At 64.6% G+C, this 18,902-nt stretch carries 18 protein-coding genes; 7 read left to right on the forward strand and 11 right to left on the reverse strand.

Translation table 11 applies throughout. The features are described from left to right. Nucleotides 1–35: 35 nt before the first annotated feature. On the reverse strand, nucleotides 36–1,055 hold the full coding sequence (locus WFP44_RS05710) for a nodulation protein NodZ (RefSeq protein ID WP_336925448.1): 1,020 nt from the start codon (nucleotides 1,053–1,055) through the stop codon (nucleotides 36–38). A gap of 284 nt (nucleotides 1,056–1,339) precedes the next feature. Here WFP44_RS05710 and gmd point away from each other — a divergent pair, with 284 nt between their 5' ends. Both gmd and fcl read left to right on the forward strand, forming a co-directional pair. Further along, a complete protein-coding gene (gmd, locus tag WFP44_RS05715) occupies nucleotides 1,340–2,410 on the forward strand; it encodes a GDP-mannose 4,6-dehydratase (RefSeq protein WP_336925449.1) in 1,071 nt (356 codons plus the stop codon). After that, entirely contained in the window at nucleotides 2,410–3,342 is a 933-nt protein-coding gene (gene fcl / locus WFP44_RS05720; protein ID WP_336925450.1) for a GDP-L-fucose synthase, read from the forward strand. Before gmd ends, fcl begins: the two co-directional genes overlap by 1 nt. A 41-nt stretch (nucleotides 3,343–3,383) precedes the next feature. Here fcl and WFP44_RS05725 read toward each other — a convergent pair whose 3' ends face one another. The 5 genes from WFP44_RS05725 to WFP44_RS05745 all read right to left on the reverse strand — a co-directional run bounded on the left by WFP44_RS05725 (nucleotide 3,384) and on the right by WFP44_RS05745 (nucleotide 9,629). After that, a complete protein-coding gene (locus WFP44_RS05725; RefSeq protein WP_336925451.1) occupies nucleotides 3,384–4,838 on the reverse strand; it encodes a sugar transferase in 1,455 nt (484 codons plus the stop codon). A 216-nt stretch (nucleotides 4,839–5,054) separates the two neighbouring features. Next, the gene (gene holA / locus WFP44_RS05730) at nucleotides 5,055–6,089 is read right to left on the reverse strand and encodes a DNA polymerase III subunit delta (protein WP_336925452.1); all 1,035 of its coding nucleotides are present in this window, start codon (nucleotides 6,087–6,089) and stop codon (nucleotides 5,055–5,057) included. Next, the gene (gene lptE, locus WFP44_RS05735) at nucleotides 6,086–6,589 is read right to left on the reverse strand and encodes an LPS assembly lipoprotein LptE (protein WP_336925453.1); all 504 of its coding nucleotides are present in this window, start codon (nucleotides 6,587–6,589) and stop codon (nucleotides 6,086–6,088) included. The genes holA and lptE overlap by 4 nt, the downstream gene beginning before the upstream one ends. Beyond that, on the reverse strand, nucleotides 6,586–9,129 hold the full coding sequence (gene leuS / locus WFP44_RS05740; RefSeq protein WP_336925454.1) for a leucine--tRNA ligase: 2,544 nt from the start codon (nucleotides 9,127–9,129) through the stop codon (nucleotides 6,586–6,588). The genes lptE and leuS overlap by 4 nt, the downstream gene beginning before the upstream one ends. 23 nt (nucleotides 9,130–9,152) lie before the next feature. After that, nucleotides 9,153–9,629 (reverse strand): DUF3576 domain-containing protein, encoded by a 477-nt coding sequence (locus tag WFP44_RS05745; protein ID WP_336925455.1) that lies wholly within the window; start codon nucleotides 9,627–9,629, stop codon nucleotides 9,153–9,155. Nucleotides 9,630–9,992: 363 nt separating this feature from the next. Here WFP44_RS05745 and WFP44_RS05750 point away from each other — a divergent pair, with 363 nt between their 5' ends. From WFP44_RS05750 to WFP44_RS05765, 4 genes are all read left to right on the forward strand, one after another. Beyond that, complete coding sequence (locus WFP44_RS05750) at nucleotides 9,993–10,754, forward strand: hypothetical protein (RefSeq protein ID WP_336925456.1); 762 nt, start codon at nucleotides 9,993–9,995, stop codon at nucleotides 10,752–10,754. 128 nt (nucleotides 10,755–10,882) lie between these two features. Next, the gene (gene phbB / locus WFP44_RS05755) at nucleotides 10,883–11,605 is read left to right on the forward strand and encodes an acetoacetyl-CoA reductase (protein WP_336925457.1); all 723 of its coding nucleotides are present in this window, start codon (nucleotides 10,883–10,885) and stop codon (nucleotides 11,603–11,605) included. A gap of 52 nt (nucleotides 11,606–11,657) precedes the next feature. After that, nucleotides 11,658–12,461, forward strand: coding sequence for an ion transporter (locus WFP44_RS05760; RefSeq protein WP_336925458.1), 804 nt, complete (start codon nucleotides 11,658–11,660; stop codon nucleotides 12,459–12,461). Further along, nucleotides 12,461–12,727, forward strand: a complete 267-nt coding sequence (locus WFP44_RS05765) for a ribbon-helix-helix domain-containing protein (protein ID WP_336925459.1) — start codon at nucleotides 12,461–12,463, stop codon at nucleotides 12,725–12,727. The genes WFP44_RS05760 and WFP44_RS05765 overlap by 1 nt, the downstream gene beginning before the upstream one ends. On the opposite strand, the gene WFP44_RS05770 is transcribed toward WFP44_RS05765, so the two are convergent. Then, a complete protein-coding gene (locus tag WFP44_RS05770; RefSeq protein WP_336925460.1) occupies nucleotides 12,721–12,933 on the reverse strand; it encodes a hypothetical protein in 213 nt (70 codons plus the stop codon). The two genes, WFP44_RS05765 and WFP44_RS05770, sit on opposite strands and share 7 nt — an antisense overlap. A 142-nt stretch (nucleotides 12,934–13,075) precedes the next feature. On the opposite strand from WFP44_RS05770, the gene WFP44_RS05775 reads away from it, so the two are divergent. Beyond that, complete coding sequence (locus tag WFP44_RS05775) at nucleotides 13,076–13,951, forward strand: UTP--glucose-1-phosphate uridylyltransferase (RefSeq protein ID WP_336925461.1); 876 nt, start codon at nucleotides 13,076–13,078, stop codon at nucleotides 13,949–13,951. Nucleotides 13,952–14,035: 84 nt separating this feature from the next. Here WFP44_RS05775 and WFP44_RS05780 read toward each other — a convergent pair whose 3' ends face one another. The 4 genes from WFP44_RS05780 to glnE form a co-directional block, all read right to left on the reverse strand. Next, nucleotides 14,036–14,719, reverse strand: coding sequence for a M23 family metallopeptidase (locus WFP44_RS05780; protein ID WP_336925462.1), 684 nt, complete (start codon nucleotides 14,717–14,719; stop codon nucleotides 14,036–14,038). A 132-nt stretch (nucleotides 14,720–14,851) separates the two neighbouring features. Then, complete coding sequence (locus tag WFP44_RS05785; RefSeq protein WP_336925463.1) at nucleotides 14,852–15,640, reverse strand: ferritin-like domain-containing protein; 789 nt, start codon at nucleotides 15,638–15,640, stop codon at nucleotides 14,852–14,854. Between the two features lie 19 nt (nucleotides 15,641–15,659). After that, complete coding sequence (locus WFP44_RS05790) at nucleotides 15,660–16,133, reverse strand: peroxiredoxin (RefSeq protein WP_336925464.1); 474 nt, start codon at nucleotides 16,131–16,133, stop codon at nucleotides 15,660–15,662. Next, nucleotides 16,130–18,805 carry a bifunctional [glutamate--ammonia ligase]-adenylyl-L-tyrosine phosphorylase/[glutamate--ammonia-ligase] adenylyltransferase gene (glnE, locus tag WFP44_RS05795; protein ID WP_336925465.1) on the reverse strand — a complete coding sequence of 892 codons (2,676 nt, stop codon included), beginning with the start codon at nucleotides 18,803–18,805 and terminating at the stop codon, nucleotides 16,130–16,132. Before glnE ends, WFP44_RS05790 begins: the two co-directional genes overlap by 4 nt. Nucleotides 18,806–18,902: the final 97 nt, after the last annotated feature.

The raw sequence follows: 18,902 nt of genomic DNA on the forward strand, positions 1-18,902 counted from the left end.
TTCCCCGTTGCCGACAGCGCCGCCTACCCATGATTTCAGGCACGGGCCTGGAACCAGCGTTTGGTGACAACCTTGATGTTGAACCGATCGACATCGTGTTGCCGATCTTCCGGAATGCGTCCCATCAGCGCAGCGCAGACCGAGAAGGTCGAATGGCGGCTGTGCACCAGCCATTGGCAGCGCGCGAGCGCCCACATATCCGCAAGCGCGGCGCGCGCCTCTGCTACCGGATCGGCAAAACTGCTGCTCGAGAAATGCAGCGCTGCGCCATCGCTCGCCAATGTCTTGGGCAGCGAGAACGTGTCGGCGTGGCGGGCGAGCACCGCGTCCTGCGCCTCCTGGCTGTCGGTCGCCAGAAACAGCGCGGCATCGGGATTGGCGCGGCGGTATTCGTCGATAGCTGCAAGGATTGCAGGCAGCGGGGCCTTGCGGTCGGTGAAGCGGATATGCACCCCGATCACCGGCTTGCCGATGGCGGCGAACAGCGCATCGACGCTGTCGCGCACCGCCGCCACAGGAGTAAAGAACCGGTCGAGATAGCGGGCGGCAATCGCGTCCTCGCTCTGGCCTGCAAAGCGCCGATCGCGCGCCAGCCGCGCAGCGAGCCGCGGCATTTTGGGCAGGTAGGACCAGAACACGGCCACATCCGCCGCCGGATCGGGCGCGGACAGATCGACACACAGCTTGCGGTAAACAAACGGGCTGCGGTGCGCCTTGGGAAAATGCGCGCGGATCAGATCCACCGGCTGGCGATCCATTTGCCCCGACCAGATGGCGGGAGCCGCCACATCGGCGCTGTCGAAGAGCGAGGGATCGCCGCTTGCGCCGCCCTCGAACAGCAGGGGATAGAGGTTCTCGCCCTGCGGGACATACATACCATCGCGCCAGTCGATACAGGGGACCCGGCCATGCAGGTCGGCATAGACGCAGCCGGTGACGCCCGAGAGCATCCGGTTGCCCAGCCCGCCCTTGGCCTTGATGACGAGCGCGCGCGGCAAGGCACCGGACGGCGCAGGGTGCCATGCCTGCTGCAATGCGGGGTCAGCGGCGTTCATGCTGCACCTGCTGCCATTGGCGCGGCTGGATCGGGATTTTGGCGCCTTTTGCTCATTCGCGCCGAGTCATAGGGGCAATTACCTAGTCTGAGCAACGGCTTTGCAGCATAAAATTCGCACCGTATTTCGCGCCTTTGGTCGACACACTGGGAAAGTCGGGGCAATTTTTGCCGCAGCGCACAAAAATCGGCCCGATTCGAATTGCCAGCCTATCTAGGCAAAGCTACTGATTGGCCGCCGGAAAGACGCCGGCCCGAAAGACCAGAAAGGTTCAGGACGACCTCATGCCTTCCCCTTCGAAGAGAGCAATCATTACTGGCGTCACCGGGCAGGACGGCGCCTATCTATCCAAACTGCTGCTGGAAAAGGGATATGAGGTGCACGGCGTGAAGCGGCGTTCGTCCAGCTTCAATACTGGCCGAATCGAGGATATCTACCAGGATCCGCACGTCGATAACCGCCGGTTTCACCTGCACTATGGCGATCTGACCGATTCCACCAATCTCATCCGCATCGTGCAGGAAGTGCAGCCGACCGAAATCTACAATCTGGCGGCCCAAAGCCATGTCGCGGTAAGTTTCGAAACGCCCGAATACACTGCCAATGCCGATGCCATCGGCACGCTGCGCCTGCTGGAGGCGATCCGTATTCTGGGGCTGGAAAAGACCTGCCGCTTCTACCAGGCTTCGACCTCGGAACTTTACGGCCTCGTGCAGGAAGTGCCGCAGCGCGAAACGACGCCCTTCTATCCGCGTTCGCCCTATGCCGCGGCCAAGCTGTATGGCTACTGGATCACGGTGAATTATCGCGAGGCTTACGGGATGCACGCCAGCAATGGCATCCTGTTCAACCACGAAAGCCCGCTGCGCGGGGAAACCTTCGTCACCCGCAAGATCACCCGCGCCGCCGCCGCCATTTCGCTGGGCCGGCAGGACCGGCTCTATCTCGGCAATCTGGATGCCCAGCGCGACTGGGGCCATGCCGAGGAGTATGTGCGCGGTATGTGGCTGATGATGCAGCAGGACGAGCCGGACGATTACGTGCTGGCTACCGGCGAAACCACCTATGTGCGCGATTTCGTGCGCTGGGCGTTCGAGGATGCGGGCATCCCGATCGAGTTCCGCGGCGAAGGCGTGGACGAGAAGGGCTATGCCCTGTCCGACGGGCGGGTGCTGGTGGAAGTCGACCCGCGCTATTTCCGCCCGACCGAAGTCGATCTGCTGATCGGCGATCCCTCCAAGGCGCACCAGAAACTGGGCTGGCGGCACGAGACGCCCGTGCGTGAACTCGCACGCGAAATGGTGCTGGCTGACCTCGAAGTCATGCGTAACGAGCCGATTGCCGGGTTCGACTGATGGGTTACGACCTTACGGCCAAGCGCATCTATGTCTGCGGCCACAAGGGCATGGTCGGATCGGCCATTGTCCGCAGGCTGGCGGGCGAGGGTTGCGAGGTGCTCACCTCCGACCGCAGCGTGGACCTGCGCGAACAGGCGCTGGTGCGCGAATGGTTTGCGGCAAACCGGCCCGATGCGGTGATTGTGGCCGCTGCCAAGGTGGGCGGCATTCTGGCGAATGACACCTACCCGGCCGATTTCCTGTATGACAACCTCATGATCGAGGCGAATGTGATCGAGGCGGCGCGGCAATCCGCGGTGGAGAAGCTGCTCTTTCTCGGCTCCTCCTGCATCTACCCCAAGCTGGCCCCGCAACCGATCCCCGAAGACGCGCTGCTGACCGGGCCGCTGGAACCCACCAACGAATGGTATGCGATCGCCAAGATCGCCGGGATCAAACTGTGTCAGGCCTATCGCCGGCAATATGGCTGCGACTATATCAGCGCCATGCCGACCAATCTGTATGGCCCCGGCGACAATTTCGACCTGAATTCCAGCCACGTCCTCCCTGCCCTGATCCGCAAGGCGCACGAGGCAAAGCTGGCCGGCGCGCCTTCAATCGAGATCTGGGGCACCGGCACGCCGCGCCGCGAATTCCTACACGTGGACGATCTGGCAGATGGCTGCATCTTCCTGCTGCAAAACTATTCGGGCGAAAGCCATGTCAATCTTGGCTCGGGCACCGATCTGCCGATTATCGAGCTGGCGCAGTTGGTCTGCGAAGTGGTCGGCTTTACCGGCGCCATCACCAGGGACGAGAGCAAGCCCGACGGCACCCCACGCAAATTGATGAGCGGCGAAATGATCGCCGCCATGGGCTGGCGCCCGCGCATCGCATTGCAGGATGGCATTGCCGATGCCTACCGCGCCTATCTGGCCACGCTCAACTAGAATCGGCTCACCGAGACGCTGGCCGGCGCGGCGCCCGCGGCTCAGAATGCCCGGTCGTGCACCAGCACCTTCACCGTGGCGAAGATGATCTTGATATCGCCCCACAGGCTCCAGGTGTTAAGATATTCCATATCGGCATTGAGCCGGTCGGTCAGATCACGCTCGGTATCGGTGGCGCCGCGAAAACCGCGCACCTGCGCAAGGCCGGTAATGCCGGGGCGCAGGCAATGGCGCTGCCAGTATTTGCGATCCACCTGCCAGAACATCTTCTCGCCCGCCTGCGACCCCAGCGCGTGCGGGCGCGGGCCGACAATGCTCATCTCGCCTGCGATCACGTTGAAAAGCTGTGGCAATTCATCAAGGCTGGTCTTGCGCAGGAAACGGCCCACACGGGTGATGCGGTCATCATCCTTTGATGCGGAACGGCGGCCTGCCGCGTCCGCCTTTTCCACGCGCATACTGCGGAACTTGTAGATGTCGAAAAACCGGTTGCCGCGCCCCATGCGCCGCTGGCGGAAGAAGACCGGGCCCTGATCGTCGAGTTTGATTGCCAGGGCGCACAGCGCCAGCACGGGCGACAGGACGGCGAGCGCGGCCAGGGCAACCGCCAGATCGAACAGCCGCTTTACCACGCGCGAGCGCAGGCTGAGATGCCCGCGCGACACGACCAGCGCGGTCACATCGGCGCCAGGGTGACGCGCAATCGCCAGCGCACCGATCTGGTGCGCGAACTCGCTGATGACTTCGCCATGCAGGCCCGAACCGCGCAGCACTTCCGACCAGGCAAGCCGATCTTCCTCGGCGCAGCTGACAATAACCATGTCCATATTGCGCAGATATTTGGAGAGCCGGTCGAGCGCGAGCGGATCGTCGAGATCGGGTCGCAGCCCATGCTCGGCAGCGTTGACGCGGTAGAGATCGGGAATGGTCACGGCCGGGCCGCCGGCGTCGATGAAGAGGCGGTTGGTCGCGCTGGGCCCCCATTGCGAAGTCACATAGCGCGCCACGGCATAACGCAGAAGAACAATGCCAACCGCCGTGATGCCAAGACCGGCAATCACCACCACGCGGGAAAATTCGGCATTCGCCTTGGCAAAGAAGGCGAAGAAATTGAACATCAGCGCCGAAATCGCCAGCGCCGCCAGCGCACGGCCCGCCGCCATCCGCCAGTTGGTCAACCCGTCGAGCGAATAGGTAGCGTTATAAAAGGCAATGGTCTGGAACAGCGGCAGGATCAGATAGGCCGGAAGCATCTCCTCGTTCCTGAACTGGACGGGAGAATACAAGCCGATGACCAGCGCGAAACTGCCCAGCAGCACCACCACATCCGCCAGCAGCAGCATCATGTAGAGCTGGAGCCGCCGCCGTTCGAGCGACAGTGCAAGGCCCTGCGAAGGCGCGCGAGGATAACGGGGCGCAGGAATATCCGGATCGGCAAGCGCAAGGCTTGTCTGTGCTGAATCGACTTTTCGTAAAGGTACGGCAGTCAATTCCATTGGCGTGACGAAACCCCCAAGTCACCTGATCTATGTGTTTCTCCGTATAGCGATTTTACTATTTGGCAACCAGCCGATATTGCAAGTGCGAAAGCGCCGTCCCGACAGGGGGCGCATTTTCTGCACGGTTCGCCTTGATCGTCGCGCCTCGACAGCCCTGCTGCCACGCAGTTGTGACCGGTTTGCGACTCGGTCTGGCTGGCGGACGGCTGCCCCTCAGCCCTTCTTCTGCACCGCGAACCGTGCGATTCCGGCAAGCGACTGCGCGAGGATCGTTTCGGCTGCCTGGCTGTTCGCCAGAAGCGCGCGGTGCAGATCGGCCAGCCGCGCCACCAACCGGTCCAGCTTTGGCGCAGGCCAGCGCGGCAGCATCGCCTCCAGCGCCTTGCGATTGCCGAACACCCTTTGCTGATTCATCAGTGTTGCCAGATCCATTCCCGGCTGGCGCCGCGCGACCAGACCCGCCATTTGGGCCGCGCGCCTTTCCAGCGCCAGCACCACGCCCAGCGGATTGATGCCCACCTCGCGCATCCGGCCGATTTCGGCCGGCACGCGGGCGAGATTGCCGCTGAGGACGGCGTCCACCAGCGGATCGAAATCGGCATCCTCGCGCACCGCCAGAATGGCGTCGAGATCGGCATCCTCCACCTGCCGCACCGCCAGGGGCGAAGCATCGAGATAGAGCGCCAGCTTGTCGATCTCGCTCTGCGCCAGGCGCAGATCCATGTCGGCGGCGCGCGCGATCCGTTCCGCGATCTGCGATCCGCAGCGCAAGCCCGCCGCGCCCGCCATGCTCGCCACCGCGTTGTGCACATCCTCCGGATTGGGCGGATAGAACATTGCCACCAGCGCATCGCGCCGGTCGATCAGCAGCTTGGCGGTGCGCGATTTATCGGTGGCGGATGTGGCGATGACGAAAACCGGGCACGCGCCCTTTGCCTCTCCCAGATCGGCCATTTCGACAAAGGTTTCGACAGCCTTGGCCGCCTCCTCTCCGGCCACGCGCGCCACGATGTGCCGCGCGCCGCCGAACAGGGATGTGGATCGCGCCTCGTCAAGCAGCCGCGCAGGGTCGGCCTTCAGCTCGGCGCCCGAAAGCTCCACCCGCTCGCCGGCATCGGGCAGCAGGCTGATGGCGCTGGCAAGCGCGGTGGCCGCGCCGCCTTCATCCGGCCCGCAGAAAAACCAGAGCGCTATGTCACCGGCAGAGCGGCGCGCGACCGAGGCAAAATTGGCCTGTGTCGCCTTCATCTTTGCGTGAGGGTGAGCGTCAGGCGCGAGACGATGCGGTCAGCCACCTGTTGCGCCAGATTTTCGAGCGCAGTCTGCTCCGCCGCGATGGTGGCGAATTCGGAACTCACCACATCGATCCCCGCATCCGATCCCGCCGTGGCATCGAGCAGGATTTCCCCGCTGGCCAGATCCACCAGCTGGTAGCGCGCGCGCAAGGTGCGCCGCTCGCGCCCGATCGTGTCGTCGGTGAGCAGGCCCAGCCCTTCGAGCTGGTCGTCAAGCAGCACATCCAGCCGGTATTGCGGATTGCTCACCGCAGCCCCGCCATGGCCCAACCGGTCGTTCAGCGCGCTGCGCACCAGAAAGCCCTCGCGCCCCTGAATAGGGGCGACTTCGATGGCGTTCAGCCCCTGCGCCAGCGCGCCGCCGGCCCCGCCGGCATAGACAGGCCGGAGGCCGCAACCCGAAAGCGCCGCCAGCATGATGAGCGCTGCGCAAAGGGCCGTGCTGCGCCTCATGTAACGATATTCACCAGCCGGTCGGGCACCACGATCACCTTCTTCACGGCCGCGCCATTGATGGAACGCTGCACCTTCTCGCTGGCGAGCGCAAGCGTCTCCAGCTGATCCTTGGGCAGGCCCTTGGCGACGGTGATCGCATCGCGCAGCTTGCCCATGTGCTGCACCGCCACCGTCACCTCGTCATCCACCAGCAGGGCGGGATCGACCGCGGGCCACGCGGCATTGGCGATAAGTCCTTCACTGCCGAGCCCCTTTTCATTCAGGGCGGCCCACGCCTCCTCCGCCAGATGCGGCATCATGGGCGAGACAAGCAGCAAGATGCCCCGAATCGCCTCGTTGCGGTCAGCCGAAGGGGCGGCCTTTTCAATGGCCGAGGCAAGTTCGTAGATGCGCGCCACGGCCTTGTTGAAGCTCAGCGCCTCGATATCGGCGGCCACCGCCGCCACGCTCTGGTGCAGCTTGCGGCGCAGGGCCATGTCTTCGCCGCTGGCGGCGGCGTCATATTGCCCGAACAGCCGCCACAGCCGCTGCACGAAGCGCGCACAGCCTTCGATCCCGGCTTCGGACCAGGGCAGATCGCGTTCGGGCGGACTGTCGGACAGCATGAACCAGCGCACCGCATCCGCGCCGTAATCGGCAATGATGTCTTCAGGGTCGACGACGTTCTTCTTCGACTTGGACATCTTGATGACCTTGCCGATATCGACCTTCTGGCCATCGGCCTTCAGTACTGCGCCCTCGCTGCTGCGTTCGACTTCGGCGGGGCTGAAATAGACCTCGCGCACTCCGTCCTTGCGGCTGTAGGTCTCATGCGTGACCATGCCTTGCGTGAAGAGCGAGGCGAACGGCTCCTTCACCTCCACCGCGCCGATATGCGCCAAGGCGCGCGTCCAGAAACGGGCGTAGAGCAGGTGCAGGATCGCGTGTTCGATCCCGCCGATATATTGCTCCACCGGCAGCCATTGCGCCACTTCGGCCGCATCGAACGGCTTGTCGGCCGGCTGGCTGGCAAAGCGCAGGAAATACCAGCTGGAATTGACGAACGTGTCGAGCGTATCGGTCTCGCGCCGCGCCGGCTTGCCGCATTGCGGGCAATCGACGTGCTTCCAGGTGGGATGCCGGTCGAGCGGGTTGCCCGGCACCGAAAAGTCCACATCTTCGGGCAGTTTAACCGGCAACTGATCCTTGGGCACGGGCACCACGCCGCACGCCTCGCAATGGATGAAGGGGATGGGTGTGCCCCAGTAACGCTGGCGCGACACGCCCCAATCGCGCAGGCGCCACACGGTCTTGCCCGTGCCCCGCCCCTCGGCCTCCATCCGGCGGATCACTTCGGCCTTGGCCGCAGCCACGCTCAGTCCGTTGAGAAAATCGGAATTGACGCAGATGCCATCGCCCGTCTCGGCCTCGGCCAAAGGCGCATCGGCCAGATCGGGGCTGGCAGCGATCACGCGGGTGATCGGCAGGCCGTATTTGCTGGCGAATTCGAAATCGCGCTGGTCATGCCCCGGCACCGCCATCACTGCGCCCGTGCCGTATTCCATCAGCACGAAATTGGCGATGTAGACAGGCAGGTATTCGCCGGTGAAGGGATGCCTGGCGCCGATGCCGGTATCGAAGCCCAGCTTTTCCGCCGTTTCCAGCTCCGCCGCAGTGGTGCCGCCCTTCTTGCACTGCTCGATGAACTTTGCCGCGTCGCAATTCACCGCCGCAACGCCCTGCGCCAGCGGATGATCCGCTGCCACCGCCACGAAACTGGCGCCAAAGATCGTGTCGGGCCGCGTGGTGTAGACCGGCAGGCGCTCGCCATTGGACAGGTCGAAGGAAAACTCCAGACCGGTGCTCTTGCCGATCCAGTTTTCCTGCATCACGCGGACCTTTTCGGGCCAGCCTTCCAGGGTGGACAACCCGTCCAGCAGATCCTGCGCAAAATGGGTGATCTTGAGGAACCACTGGTTCAGCTTGCGCTTTTCCACCAGCGCGCCCGAACGCCAGCCGCGCCCGTCCACCACCTGTTCGTTGGCAAGCACCGTCTGATCGACCGGGTCCCAGTTCACCGCGCTTTCGCGGCGGTAGACGAGGCCTGCGGCATACAGATCAAGGAACAGTGCCTGTTCGTGCCCGTAATAGCTGGCATCGCAGGTGGCGATTTCGCGACTCCAGTCGAGCGCGAAGCCCAGCTGCTTGAGCTGCCGTTTCATCGTGGCGATGTTGTCATAGGTCCAGCCGGCGGGGTGGACGCCCTTTTCCATCGCCGCGTTTTCGGCGGGCATACCGAAGGCATCCCAGCCCATCGGGTGCAGCACTTCAAAGCCGTTCAGCTTCTTGTAGCGCGCCAGCACATCGCCCATCGTGTAATTGCGCACATGGCCGATATGGATGCGCCCGGATGGATAGGGGAACATCTCCAGCACATAGCTTTTGGGCTTTGCGCTGGCGGAATCGGCCTCGAAACAGCGGGCCTCGTCCCAGGCGGCTTGCCAACGGGCATCGGCCTGCCCGGCATCAAACCGGACATCAAAACGCGGATCGGTCATGGCAATACCTGCAGGCTAAAGAATCAGCCGATGGCCGAACGACGCAGATCGCGCGCCTTCGTCAGGATGATGTCTTCCAGCCGCTGCACCGTGGCGGCCTGCACCGGCGCATCCACCCAGACGCCATTCTGCAAGACCTGGCGGCTGGCGCCGACCCGCACCGCATCGGCACGCAGTTCGGCATCAAGGATAGAGACCGACACCTTGACCCGTTCGTTCGGGCTGGCCGGATTGGCATACCAGTCCGTCACGATCACGCCGCCCGCGCTGTCGGCCTGGGTCAGCGGCATGAAGGCCAGTGTTTCGAGGCTGGCGCGCCACAGATAGGAATTGACCCCGATATTGGTCACCTGCGCCGCAGCCATATCTGCCACCGGGCGGCGATCGCCGCCACCGCAGGCGGCAAGGCCCAGCACGGCTGCGCCCAGCACGGCCGCGCGCAAGGCGCCCTGCGCAGAAAAATTGCCGTTCACACCCAAATGTTTGCTGGAAATGGCCATGCGTAATCCCGTAATTGTCCAAAGCGGCGCGCAAAAGCACCCAGAGCGCCTCTATAGCCCTCCAGCGCCGCGCGGCAAGGCGCAGTGCGCGCAGCGGTGGGAATCTGCCGTCCGGCCGTGAACCCGCGCTGAACTGGCCGATGCCGCGCGCAATGCAGGAACCGCGCAACCCGCACTTTGTTGACAGGATGCAACACCCGGCAAAAAGCGCGCTGAGCCGGTCATTGCCCTCTGGCCTTTGTCGGGCAGCGGGCCTAGGCAAATAGTCGGAGGAATAGCCGGATTCGATTCGGCATGGCTCAGCCTGCGTTCAGGCAAGCTCATGCAGATGAACCGGCAAGAGGGACGAGCAGGCACCACGTTGTGAACAAGACCGCCACCACCAGCCGTAAGGGCCGATTGATTGCCGCTGCGGCAATATGCGCCTTGGTGGGCGCACTTCCCAGCGCGGTGATGGCCGTTGGCTTGCTGAATGGCGGTGCGTCTGGCGTGGCAACGCCGGGAACGATAGCTTCCTTTACCCCCGCGGATGCCGACCCTGCCCTTGCCCGCATGATCGAATCGCGCAGTGTGAGCGGCGCACGCATGATGCGTTTCACCCCTGCGGGCGCCATCAACGCCCCGGCGGACCGCACCGTGACCGTTGTGGTCCGCGTGGATGGCGAGGCGGCACGCGCCATTTCGGTGCGCAATGCCATCGGCGCCGTACGTGCCGAAACGCTGGCCGAAGCCGAAAGCGCGATCACGCCCACCCGCTATAATCTGGGTCTTGCCCGCGGCTACCGCAGCTTTGCCCAGGCCCCCGCTTTGTCGCAGCCGCTTTCGGAAGCCTCGATCCCCGATCTGTCCACCTATGCCCCCGCTGCCCGCAGCGAGGAGCCGAGCCGGTTTGCAGCGCGCGTTGCGATCGAGGAAGAGCGCCGCGCCGCGCCCGTTGCTCCGCAAACGCTTGAATCGCTTGCGGATCAGCGGATCGATGTGGCGGGCAGCTACCGCCTCACGCGCAATCTGGATGTGCGCGCCGGCGTGCGCTACGAACAGGATCGCAACCGCATCGCGCCCGTGCCCAATGTGGACCAACAGGACAGCCAGGCGGTTTACGTGGGCACGCGCTTCCGCTTCTGATCCCGCGCGCCCGCGCATCGCCAGCGAAGGAACCCCGCCCCGGCGGGGTTTTTTCTTGCCCGATTCGCGCGCGGCCCTAGCAATATGGCAAGGCAAGGGCCGCATCTGATTCGAAAGGGCAAAACCACATGGCACGTGTCGCAATCGTCACCGGCGGAACAAGGGGCATCGGCCGCGCAATTTGCGAAGCGCTGAAGGCCGATGGGATGACCGTAGTGGCCAATTACGCGGGCAATGCGGAAAAGGCGCGCGCCTTCACCGAGGAAACGGGCATCCCGGCCTATCAATGGGACGTGGGCGATCATGAAGCGACGCTGGCCGGATGCGCCAAGGTTGCTGCGGAAGTGGGGCCGGTCGATGTGCTGGTGAACAATGCCGGCATCACCCGCGACGGCACGCTGCTCAAGATGAGTTATGACGACTGGACCGATGTGCTCAAGATCAATCTGGGCGGCTGCTTCAACATGGCCAAGGCCTGCTTCCCGCATATGCGCGACCAGAAATGGGGCCGCATCATCAATATCGGGTCGATCAACGGGCAGGCCGGGCAATATGGCCAGGTGAACTATGCCGCCGCCAAGAGCGGGATCCACGGCTTCACCAAGGCGCTGGCGCAGGAAGGCGCGCGGTTTGGCGTGACGGTCAACGCGATTGCGCCGGGCTACATCGACACCGATATGGTGGCCGCCGTTCCGGAAAACGTGCTGGAAAAGATCGTCGCCCGCATTCCGGTGGGCCGTCTGGGCCATGCCGACGAAATCGCCCGGGGCGTTTCCTTCCTTGCCTCGGAAGATGGCGGCTTCATCACCGGTTCCACCCTGTCGATCAATGGCGGGCAGCATATGTATTGAGGGGCGGCGTTCCCCCTGTTTCGTGGCTGCAAAGGGCTGTATGCCCGGCACAATGAACAGCCTTCCCACCCAGATCACACTTCGCCAGCGCCTGCGCGAACTGCTCGAAACCCGGCGTTTCGAACATACGATCACCGCAGTGATCGTGGTCAACGCCATCGCGCTGGGGCTGGAAACATCGCCCACGATGATGGCGCGCTTTGGCGGCGCGATCCTGGCGGTGGATCGGATTGCGATTGCCATTTTCGTGGCCGAACTGGCGATCAAGCTGTTTGTCTACCGGCTGGCATTCTTCCGCAATGGCTGGAACATCTTCGATTTCGTCATCGTCGGCGTGGCGCTGATCCCGGCCTCGCAGCAATTCGGGGTGCTGCGCGCCCTGCGCATCCTGCGCGCGCTGCGGCTGATTTCGGTGGTGCCATCGATGCGTAAGGTCATTGTCGGCCTGTTCAGCGCCATCCCCAGCATCGGCACGGTGATCGTGATGCTGGGGCTGCTGTTTTACATCAGCGCGGTGATGGCCACCAAACTGTTCGGCCCGACCTTTCCCGAATGGTTCGGCAGCTTTGGTGCCTCGCTCTATTCGCTGTTTCAGATCATGACGCTGGAAAGCTGGTCGATGGGGATAGTGCGCCCGGTAATGGAGGAGCACCCGCTGGCGTGGACATTCTTCGTGCCCTTCATCCTGATCACAAGCTTCATCGTGCTCAATCTGTTTATCGGTGTGATCGTCAACGCCATGTCCGAGGCGGCAGGCGAGGAAGCGCATAGCGAGCGCGAACAAATCCTGCGCGAATTGCGCGCCTTGGCGGACGAGGTGCGGGCGCTGCGCGAAGCCGCGGGCAAATCCGGGTGATGTCAGCGCCCACGCCCTATCACCCACCGGTCAAGCGATCAGTGGAGATTGCCGGGCACAAGACATCGGTCAGCCTAGAGCCGCTGTTCTGGGACGCGCTGCGCCAGGCGGCCCAAAGCGAAGGCCTTCCCATCAATGCCCTTGTCGCACAAATCGATGCGCAGCGCATTGCCTCACCCAAACCGCCGGGCCTGGCCAGCGCAATCCGCCTGTGGCTGGCGGCGCGCTGGCTGGCAAACGATGGCCAATATGGCGCCGATCAATAGGTCGACGGCGGATCGCTGGCGGGGAAACTCTCGTCAATCCGCTGGTCCACCTTCGACCAGCCCTGCTGCGGGGGATTGGTCATCGCATCCGGGCCGGCATCGCGCACCGTCGCGCCGGCGGTTTCGGCCTGCTCCTTAGTTGCGAGGTAATATTTGTAGGCGACATAGCCTGCTGCCCCCAAAAGGGCTGTCTTGATCAAAGTCATGGAACACCTTGTCCTTTCTGCCTGTACAACCCACAAGATGGGCAAGGGGTTCCGCCAGCGGGGATCAGGACAGCGCAGGGTTGCCCCGGCCGGGCGCAGACAAGCCGTCAGCTCACCTTTGGCCTTTTGAACAGGATTTTGGATGACCGAGAAGAAGCCGATCCGCAAAGCGGTGTTCCCCGTTGCCGGGCTGGGCACGCGTTTCCTGCCTGCGACCAAGGCGATCCCCAAGGAATTGCTTCCCATCGTTGACCGCCCGCTGATCCAGTATGCGGTGGACGAAGCGCGCGAGGCGGGGATCGAGCAGATCATCTTCGTCACCGGGCGCGGCAAGACCGCGATCGTCGAACATTTCGACATTGCCTACGAATTGGAAAATACCATGATCGAGCGCGGCAAGTCGCTCGCCGTGCTCGAACCCACGCGCGCCACGCCCGGCGATATCATCACCGTGCGCCAGCAGGTGCCGCTGGGGCTGGGTCATGCGATATGGTGCGCACGCGCGATCGTGGGCGATGAACCCTTTGCCATCCTGCTGCCCGACGAACTGATGGTGGGCCAGCCGGGCTGCATGGCGCAGATGGTGGAGGCCTATAACGAAGTGGGCGGCAACCTCATCTCGGTGCTGGAAGTGCCATGGGACGAAGTGTCCAGTTATGGGGTTATCGATCCGGGCGAAAGCATGGGTGCGCTGACGCAAGTGAAGGGGTTGGTCGAGAAGCCGCCGCGCGAGCGTGCGCCGTCAAACAAGATCATATCGGGGCGCTACATCCTCCAGCCCGAAGTGATGCGCACGCTGGAAAGCCAGGGCAAGGGCGCCGGTGGGGAAATCCAGCTGACCGATGCGATGGCGCGGATGATCGGGCACCAGCCGTTCCACGCGGTCACCTTTGCCGGGCGACGGTTCGATTGCGGCAGCAAGACAGGCTTTGTCGAAGCCACGCTGGCGCTGGCACTCGAACGCGAGGATATGGGCGCCGAGGTGCGGCGCATTGCCGAACGGCTGCTCAAGGCCTGATGCGGTATTGCAGAGCATAGAAACACAAATGGCGGCAGATGATCTGCCGCCACTTTGCTGTTCACCGGTAATGCCGCGCGGGGCCTAGTCGCCGCCGCGCCCGCCTTCGCCGCGGCGCAGTTCGGCGTATTGCGGCATCATGTAGGGGGTGGGATCAACCGCCACATTGTCCACGCGGACTTCGTAATGCAGATGCGGGCCGGTGGAACGGCCGGTCGACCCGACATAGCCGATCAGATCGCCCTTGCGCACCATGTCGCCATCACGAACGGTGTAGGCCGACAGATGGGCGTAACGCGTCTGCAGCGAGCCGCCATGCTCGATCTGCACATAATTCCCGTAGGAGCTGTACCACTGCGCCATGCTCACCCGGCCATCGGCGGTGGCGTAAACCGGCGTGCCGGTGGGTGCCGCCAGATCGATGCCGTTGTGTTGGCGACGACCGCCCAGCACCGGATGCGTGCGCATACCGTAAGAGCTGGTGAGCGTCATATTGTCGAGCGGCGCGCGCGAGGGGATCGACACGCCGAGTCGCGGAGCGGCTACGATCGTGCCGCTGGTGGTGACCTGCCCGCCATTGGCAAGTTCGCCCCAGCTGGCGAACAGATCGCCAAATTCCTGATCGGGGCTGGCGGAAATGCCGGTATCGGCGGCTTCGATGGCGGCGGAAATGCTGGCGGAAGCGGGGACCAGCGCGTCATTTGCGAAAGCCGGCGTTGCACCAAGCGTCAGCGCGGCAGCAAAGCCAAGTATCGATTTGATGATCATGCGATCCCTTTGATTTCCTTGGCCTTGCGGCAACCCGTCCATTATGCCGAACCCCCCAGCCCGACTGCTGTGCCTGGCGCGGGAACTTTTCCGCATCAGGCGTGTTGAGATGGTTAGGGGCGCAAGGGTTAATCAGGCAAGCGCGGTATACGCTTCGCGCGACAAACCGCCTGCGAGACGCGCTGAGTCGTTGAACGGTGGCTTAACGGCCCCCGAAAAGTGGCGTTTGACGAGGCTGATCCAGCATTCGTCGACAGATTGCCCGCGTTGTTCGCAGATTCTCGCGAAATGGCTTGATCCGGCGCGCACATGGCGGATTTCGTCGTCAAGGATTCGTTCGAGGATCCGGGCGCCGCGCGCGTCCCCCGCTGCGCGCACCCGTGCCAGCGTGGCGGGCGTCACATCCAGCGCGCGCGCTTCAAGCACCATCGGCACCACCGCCAGCCGCGCCGCGACATCGCCACTGGTATCCTGCGCCGCGCTCCACAAACCGTCATGCACCGGCAGGTCGCCATATTGCACCCCCATTTCGCGCAAATGCCGCGCGATCAGGGTAAAATGCATGGCCTCATCCGCGGCCACGCCCAGAAAGTCCGCGATGAAGCACGCGTCCATCTGCGCACCGAAACGCCCCACCATGTCGAGAGCGAGATCGATCGCCACGAATTCGATATGCGCCAGCGCGTGCCACAGCGCGGCGCGGTTGCGGTCCGAACCGCCCCGCCCGCGCTTGGGCATCCGCGACGGGGGCAGCAGCACCAGATGCGCCGGCCATTCCGGGCGGTCGGGCATGGTGGCGGCAAAGCCGGTGGGCAGTTCGCCGCGCCGCCACGCCCGCACAAGCGAGCGGGTGACGCGCACCTTGGCCGGTGGCTCTGCCGTCAGCAGCGCCGCGCGGATGGCTTCCGAAAGGTCGGCCAAGGGTTGAGTCTGCCGAGATTTACAGGGCGCGGGCCGCGTCCAGCACTTCGGCGGCGTGCCCCTTCACCTTCACCTTGCGCCAGATGCGCGCGATCCTGCCCGATGCATCCACCAGAAAGGTGCTGCGCTCCATGCCCATATAGGTCTTGCCATACATACTTTTCTCGGTCCACACGCCCAGCGCATCGGACAGTCCGCCTTCCAGTGCATCGGACGCCAGCGGCGCGGTGAGCGCGTGTTTGGCGGCGAACTTGGCGTGTTTGGCGGGGGGATCCTTGCTGACGCCCAGCAACGCCGTGCCCGCCGCCGCGAAATCGGCCTTGAGCGCGGAAAAGTCGATATTCTCGGTCGTGCAGCCGGGGGTGTCGTCCTTTGGGTAGAAGAACAGCACCAGCTTCTGCCCGGCAAAGTCCGATGGCTTCACGCGTCCGCCAGATGGCGTTTCCAGCGCGATATCGGGAATAGTGTCGCCCACATCGGGAAAAGTGGTCATGCTTGGTCAACCTCCAATGTCTCGCCAAAATGCACGGCCCAAGCCGCCGCGATCGCCTGCCGCGCTGTTGCGATGGCCGCCAGCACGCCGCTGTAATCCGCCTGACCGCACGCCCGCGCCAGCGCAATACGGGCGGCAGCAGGTGGCTCCTTCCCGTCAGGCGCCAGCAGCCGCGCAGAGATGAGCACGCGGGCCAGCGTGGAAAAATGCGCGCCGAAATCCTCCGGCAGCAGCCCCGCCTCGGTCAGCCCGGCAATCGCAACTTCCACGCCGGGGGCCAGCCCCTTGTGTTCGCGCAATTGCAGGTAATGAACCAGGAATTCGCAATCGACCAGCCCGCCGCGCAGCAATTTGACATCCAGCGGCCCCTTGGGGTGCTTGTGCCGCGCCATTTCGGAACGCATCGCCAGCACATCAGCCTTCAGCTTGGCCGGATCGCGCGGGGTTTCCAGCACCTGGCGAATAATGCCCGCCAGTTCGGCGCGCGCCTTGGCCGAGCCATACAGCGGGCGCGCACGGCACAGCGCCATATGCTCCCAGGTCCAGGCATCCTCGCGCTGATATTGCGCAAAACTGGCGAGGCTGACCGCCAGCGGCCCCTGATTGCCCTGCGGCCTGAGGCGCGTATCCACTTCATACAGCGCGCCCTCCGCCGTGGGCACGGATAGCGCGGCGGTCACCCGCGTCGCCAGGCGGTTGAAATAGAGCGAGGTGGTGAGCGGGCGCGGCCCATCCGATTCGCTGCCGATCTCCCCGCCGGCAAACAGATAGACCAGATCAAGATCGGAGGCATGGGTCAGCGCCCCGCCGCCCAGCCGGCCCAGCCCCAACACCACCAGTTCACCGCCCGCAATGCGCCCGTGCTTCGCCGCGAACTCCTCCACCGCCGCATCCGCGCCCACCTGCAAGGCCGCCTCGGCCACGCGGCACAGCCCTTCGGCAATGGCGAGCGGATCGTGACGCCCCTCGATCAGCTGCACGCCAAGGGCAAAGCGCGCATCGCCCACGACCTGCCGGATGTGGTCGAGCCGCTTTTCGTAATCGCGATCCTCGCAGGCAGCCATGCGTGCGGCGAGTTCCGCCACCTCGCCCGGCAAGTCGAGCGCGGTCGAATCGATCAGCGCATCGAGCAGTTCCACCCGCCGGGCCAGCGCGTCGGCCAGCGGCGGGGCAAGCGTGATGATGCGCAGAACTTGGCCGAGCAGGCCGGGGCGCTGTTCGAACAGGCGAAACAGGTTAATTGCCGTGGGCAAACGTGCCAGAAGGGTTTCCCACCGGACCATGGCCCGTTCCGGATCGCTCGCCCCGGCAAAGGCTTCAGCAAGGTCGGGCAGGATCGCATCGAGCGCCAGCCGCGCTTCCGCCCCGCGCAGCGCGCGGATATTGTCCTTCCACCCTTCCACCCGTGCGGCAAAGGCATCGGGCAGTTCCGCCGCCGCACGCGCGGGTGCCGGGTGGGCATCGGCATCATCGCCCAGCAGCTCGTCATACCGCGCCGCCACCGCGCCGCAGACCGCGCGCAAATCCGCCAGCAGCGCCGCGCCATCGGCGAGGCCGTCCAGCCGCGCCACATTGTCCAGAGCCTCGACCGTATCGGGCAGGCTGTGCGTCTGCCGGTCAGCCACCATCTGCAAACGGTGCTCCACCACGCGCAGCCGGTCATAGGCATCGCCCAGCACGCGCGCATCCTCGGCCGCGATGATCCCCTCCGCCGCCAGCGCATCGAGCGCGGCGCGCGTGCCCTTTTGCCTGAGCGAAGGCAGCCGCCCGCCATAGATCAGCTGGTGCGTCTGCGCGAAGAACTCGACCTCGCGGATTCCGCCCCTCCCGCGCTTCACGTCAAAGCCCGGCCCCGGCTCGGTCGGGCCGCGATAGGCACGGCGGATGCGGCTGGTCAGCCGGCGGATTTCCTCGATCGCGGTGAAATCCAGATTGCGCCGCCAGACGAAGGGGCGCAACTGCTCCAGAAACCGCTCCCCCGCCGCCACATCGCCCCCGGCGGCGCGCGCGCGAATATAGGCCGCGCGTTCCCACGCCAGCGCGCTGCTTTCGTAATGCGTCATCGCCGCGCCGAACGATATCGCCAGCGGACTCACTTCGCTGGCCGGGCGCAGGCGCAGATCGACGCGAAAGACATAGCCATCCGCCGTCTGCTGGCTGAGCATTTCCACCAGCCAGCGCGCGTAACGCTGCGCCGCTTCGCCCGGATCATCGCCTGCGCGGCGCGGCAGCGTGTCGGGATCGTAGAGCAGGATGGGGTCGATATCGGAGGAGTAGTTCAGCTCCCCCGCCCCATGCTTTCCCAGCGCGATGGCGGTGAAGCCCTGCGGCTCACCATCGGGCACGCGCCGCGCGATGGCGGCAGCAATCGCCCGGTCAAGCGCCCGGTCGGCCAGCGCCGAAAGCTCCCCGATCACGCGGCCCAGCGGGAAATGCCCCGCCAGATCGCCCACGCCCAGCACCAGCGCCAGCCCCAGCCGCTCCCGCCGCAGCGCGCGGGCGGTATCGCTGTCGGTTACGGCAAGCGCCGACGCCAGCGCCTCGTCCGCGCGGCCCTCGGCCAGCATTGCGGCCAGATCGGGCAGGCGCTGGAGGGCGAGGGTGAGAAACGGCGAATGCGCGCGCACCCGCGCCAGCGCGTAATCCCAATCGGGTGAGGTTCCACTTCCCATGGCCCCTTCCCTGCCGCCAATCATCCGGCAGGGCAAGGGCAGCAGGAGGGGCAGCAGGAGGGGCAGCAGGATCGCTTGCCCTGCGCGGCGTCCTTTG

This window comes from Alteraurantiacibacter palmitatis, assembly GCF_037154115.1.
Taxonomy (GTDB): domain Bacteria; phylum Pseudomonadota; class Alphaproteobacteria; order Sphingomonadales; family Sphingomonadaceae; genus Alteraurantiacibacter; species Alteraurantiacibacter palmitatis.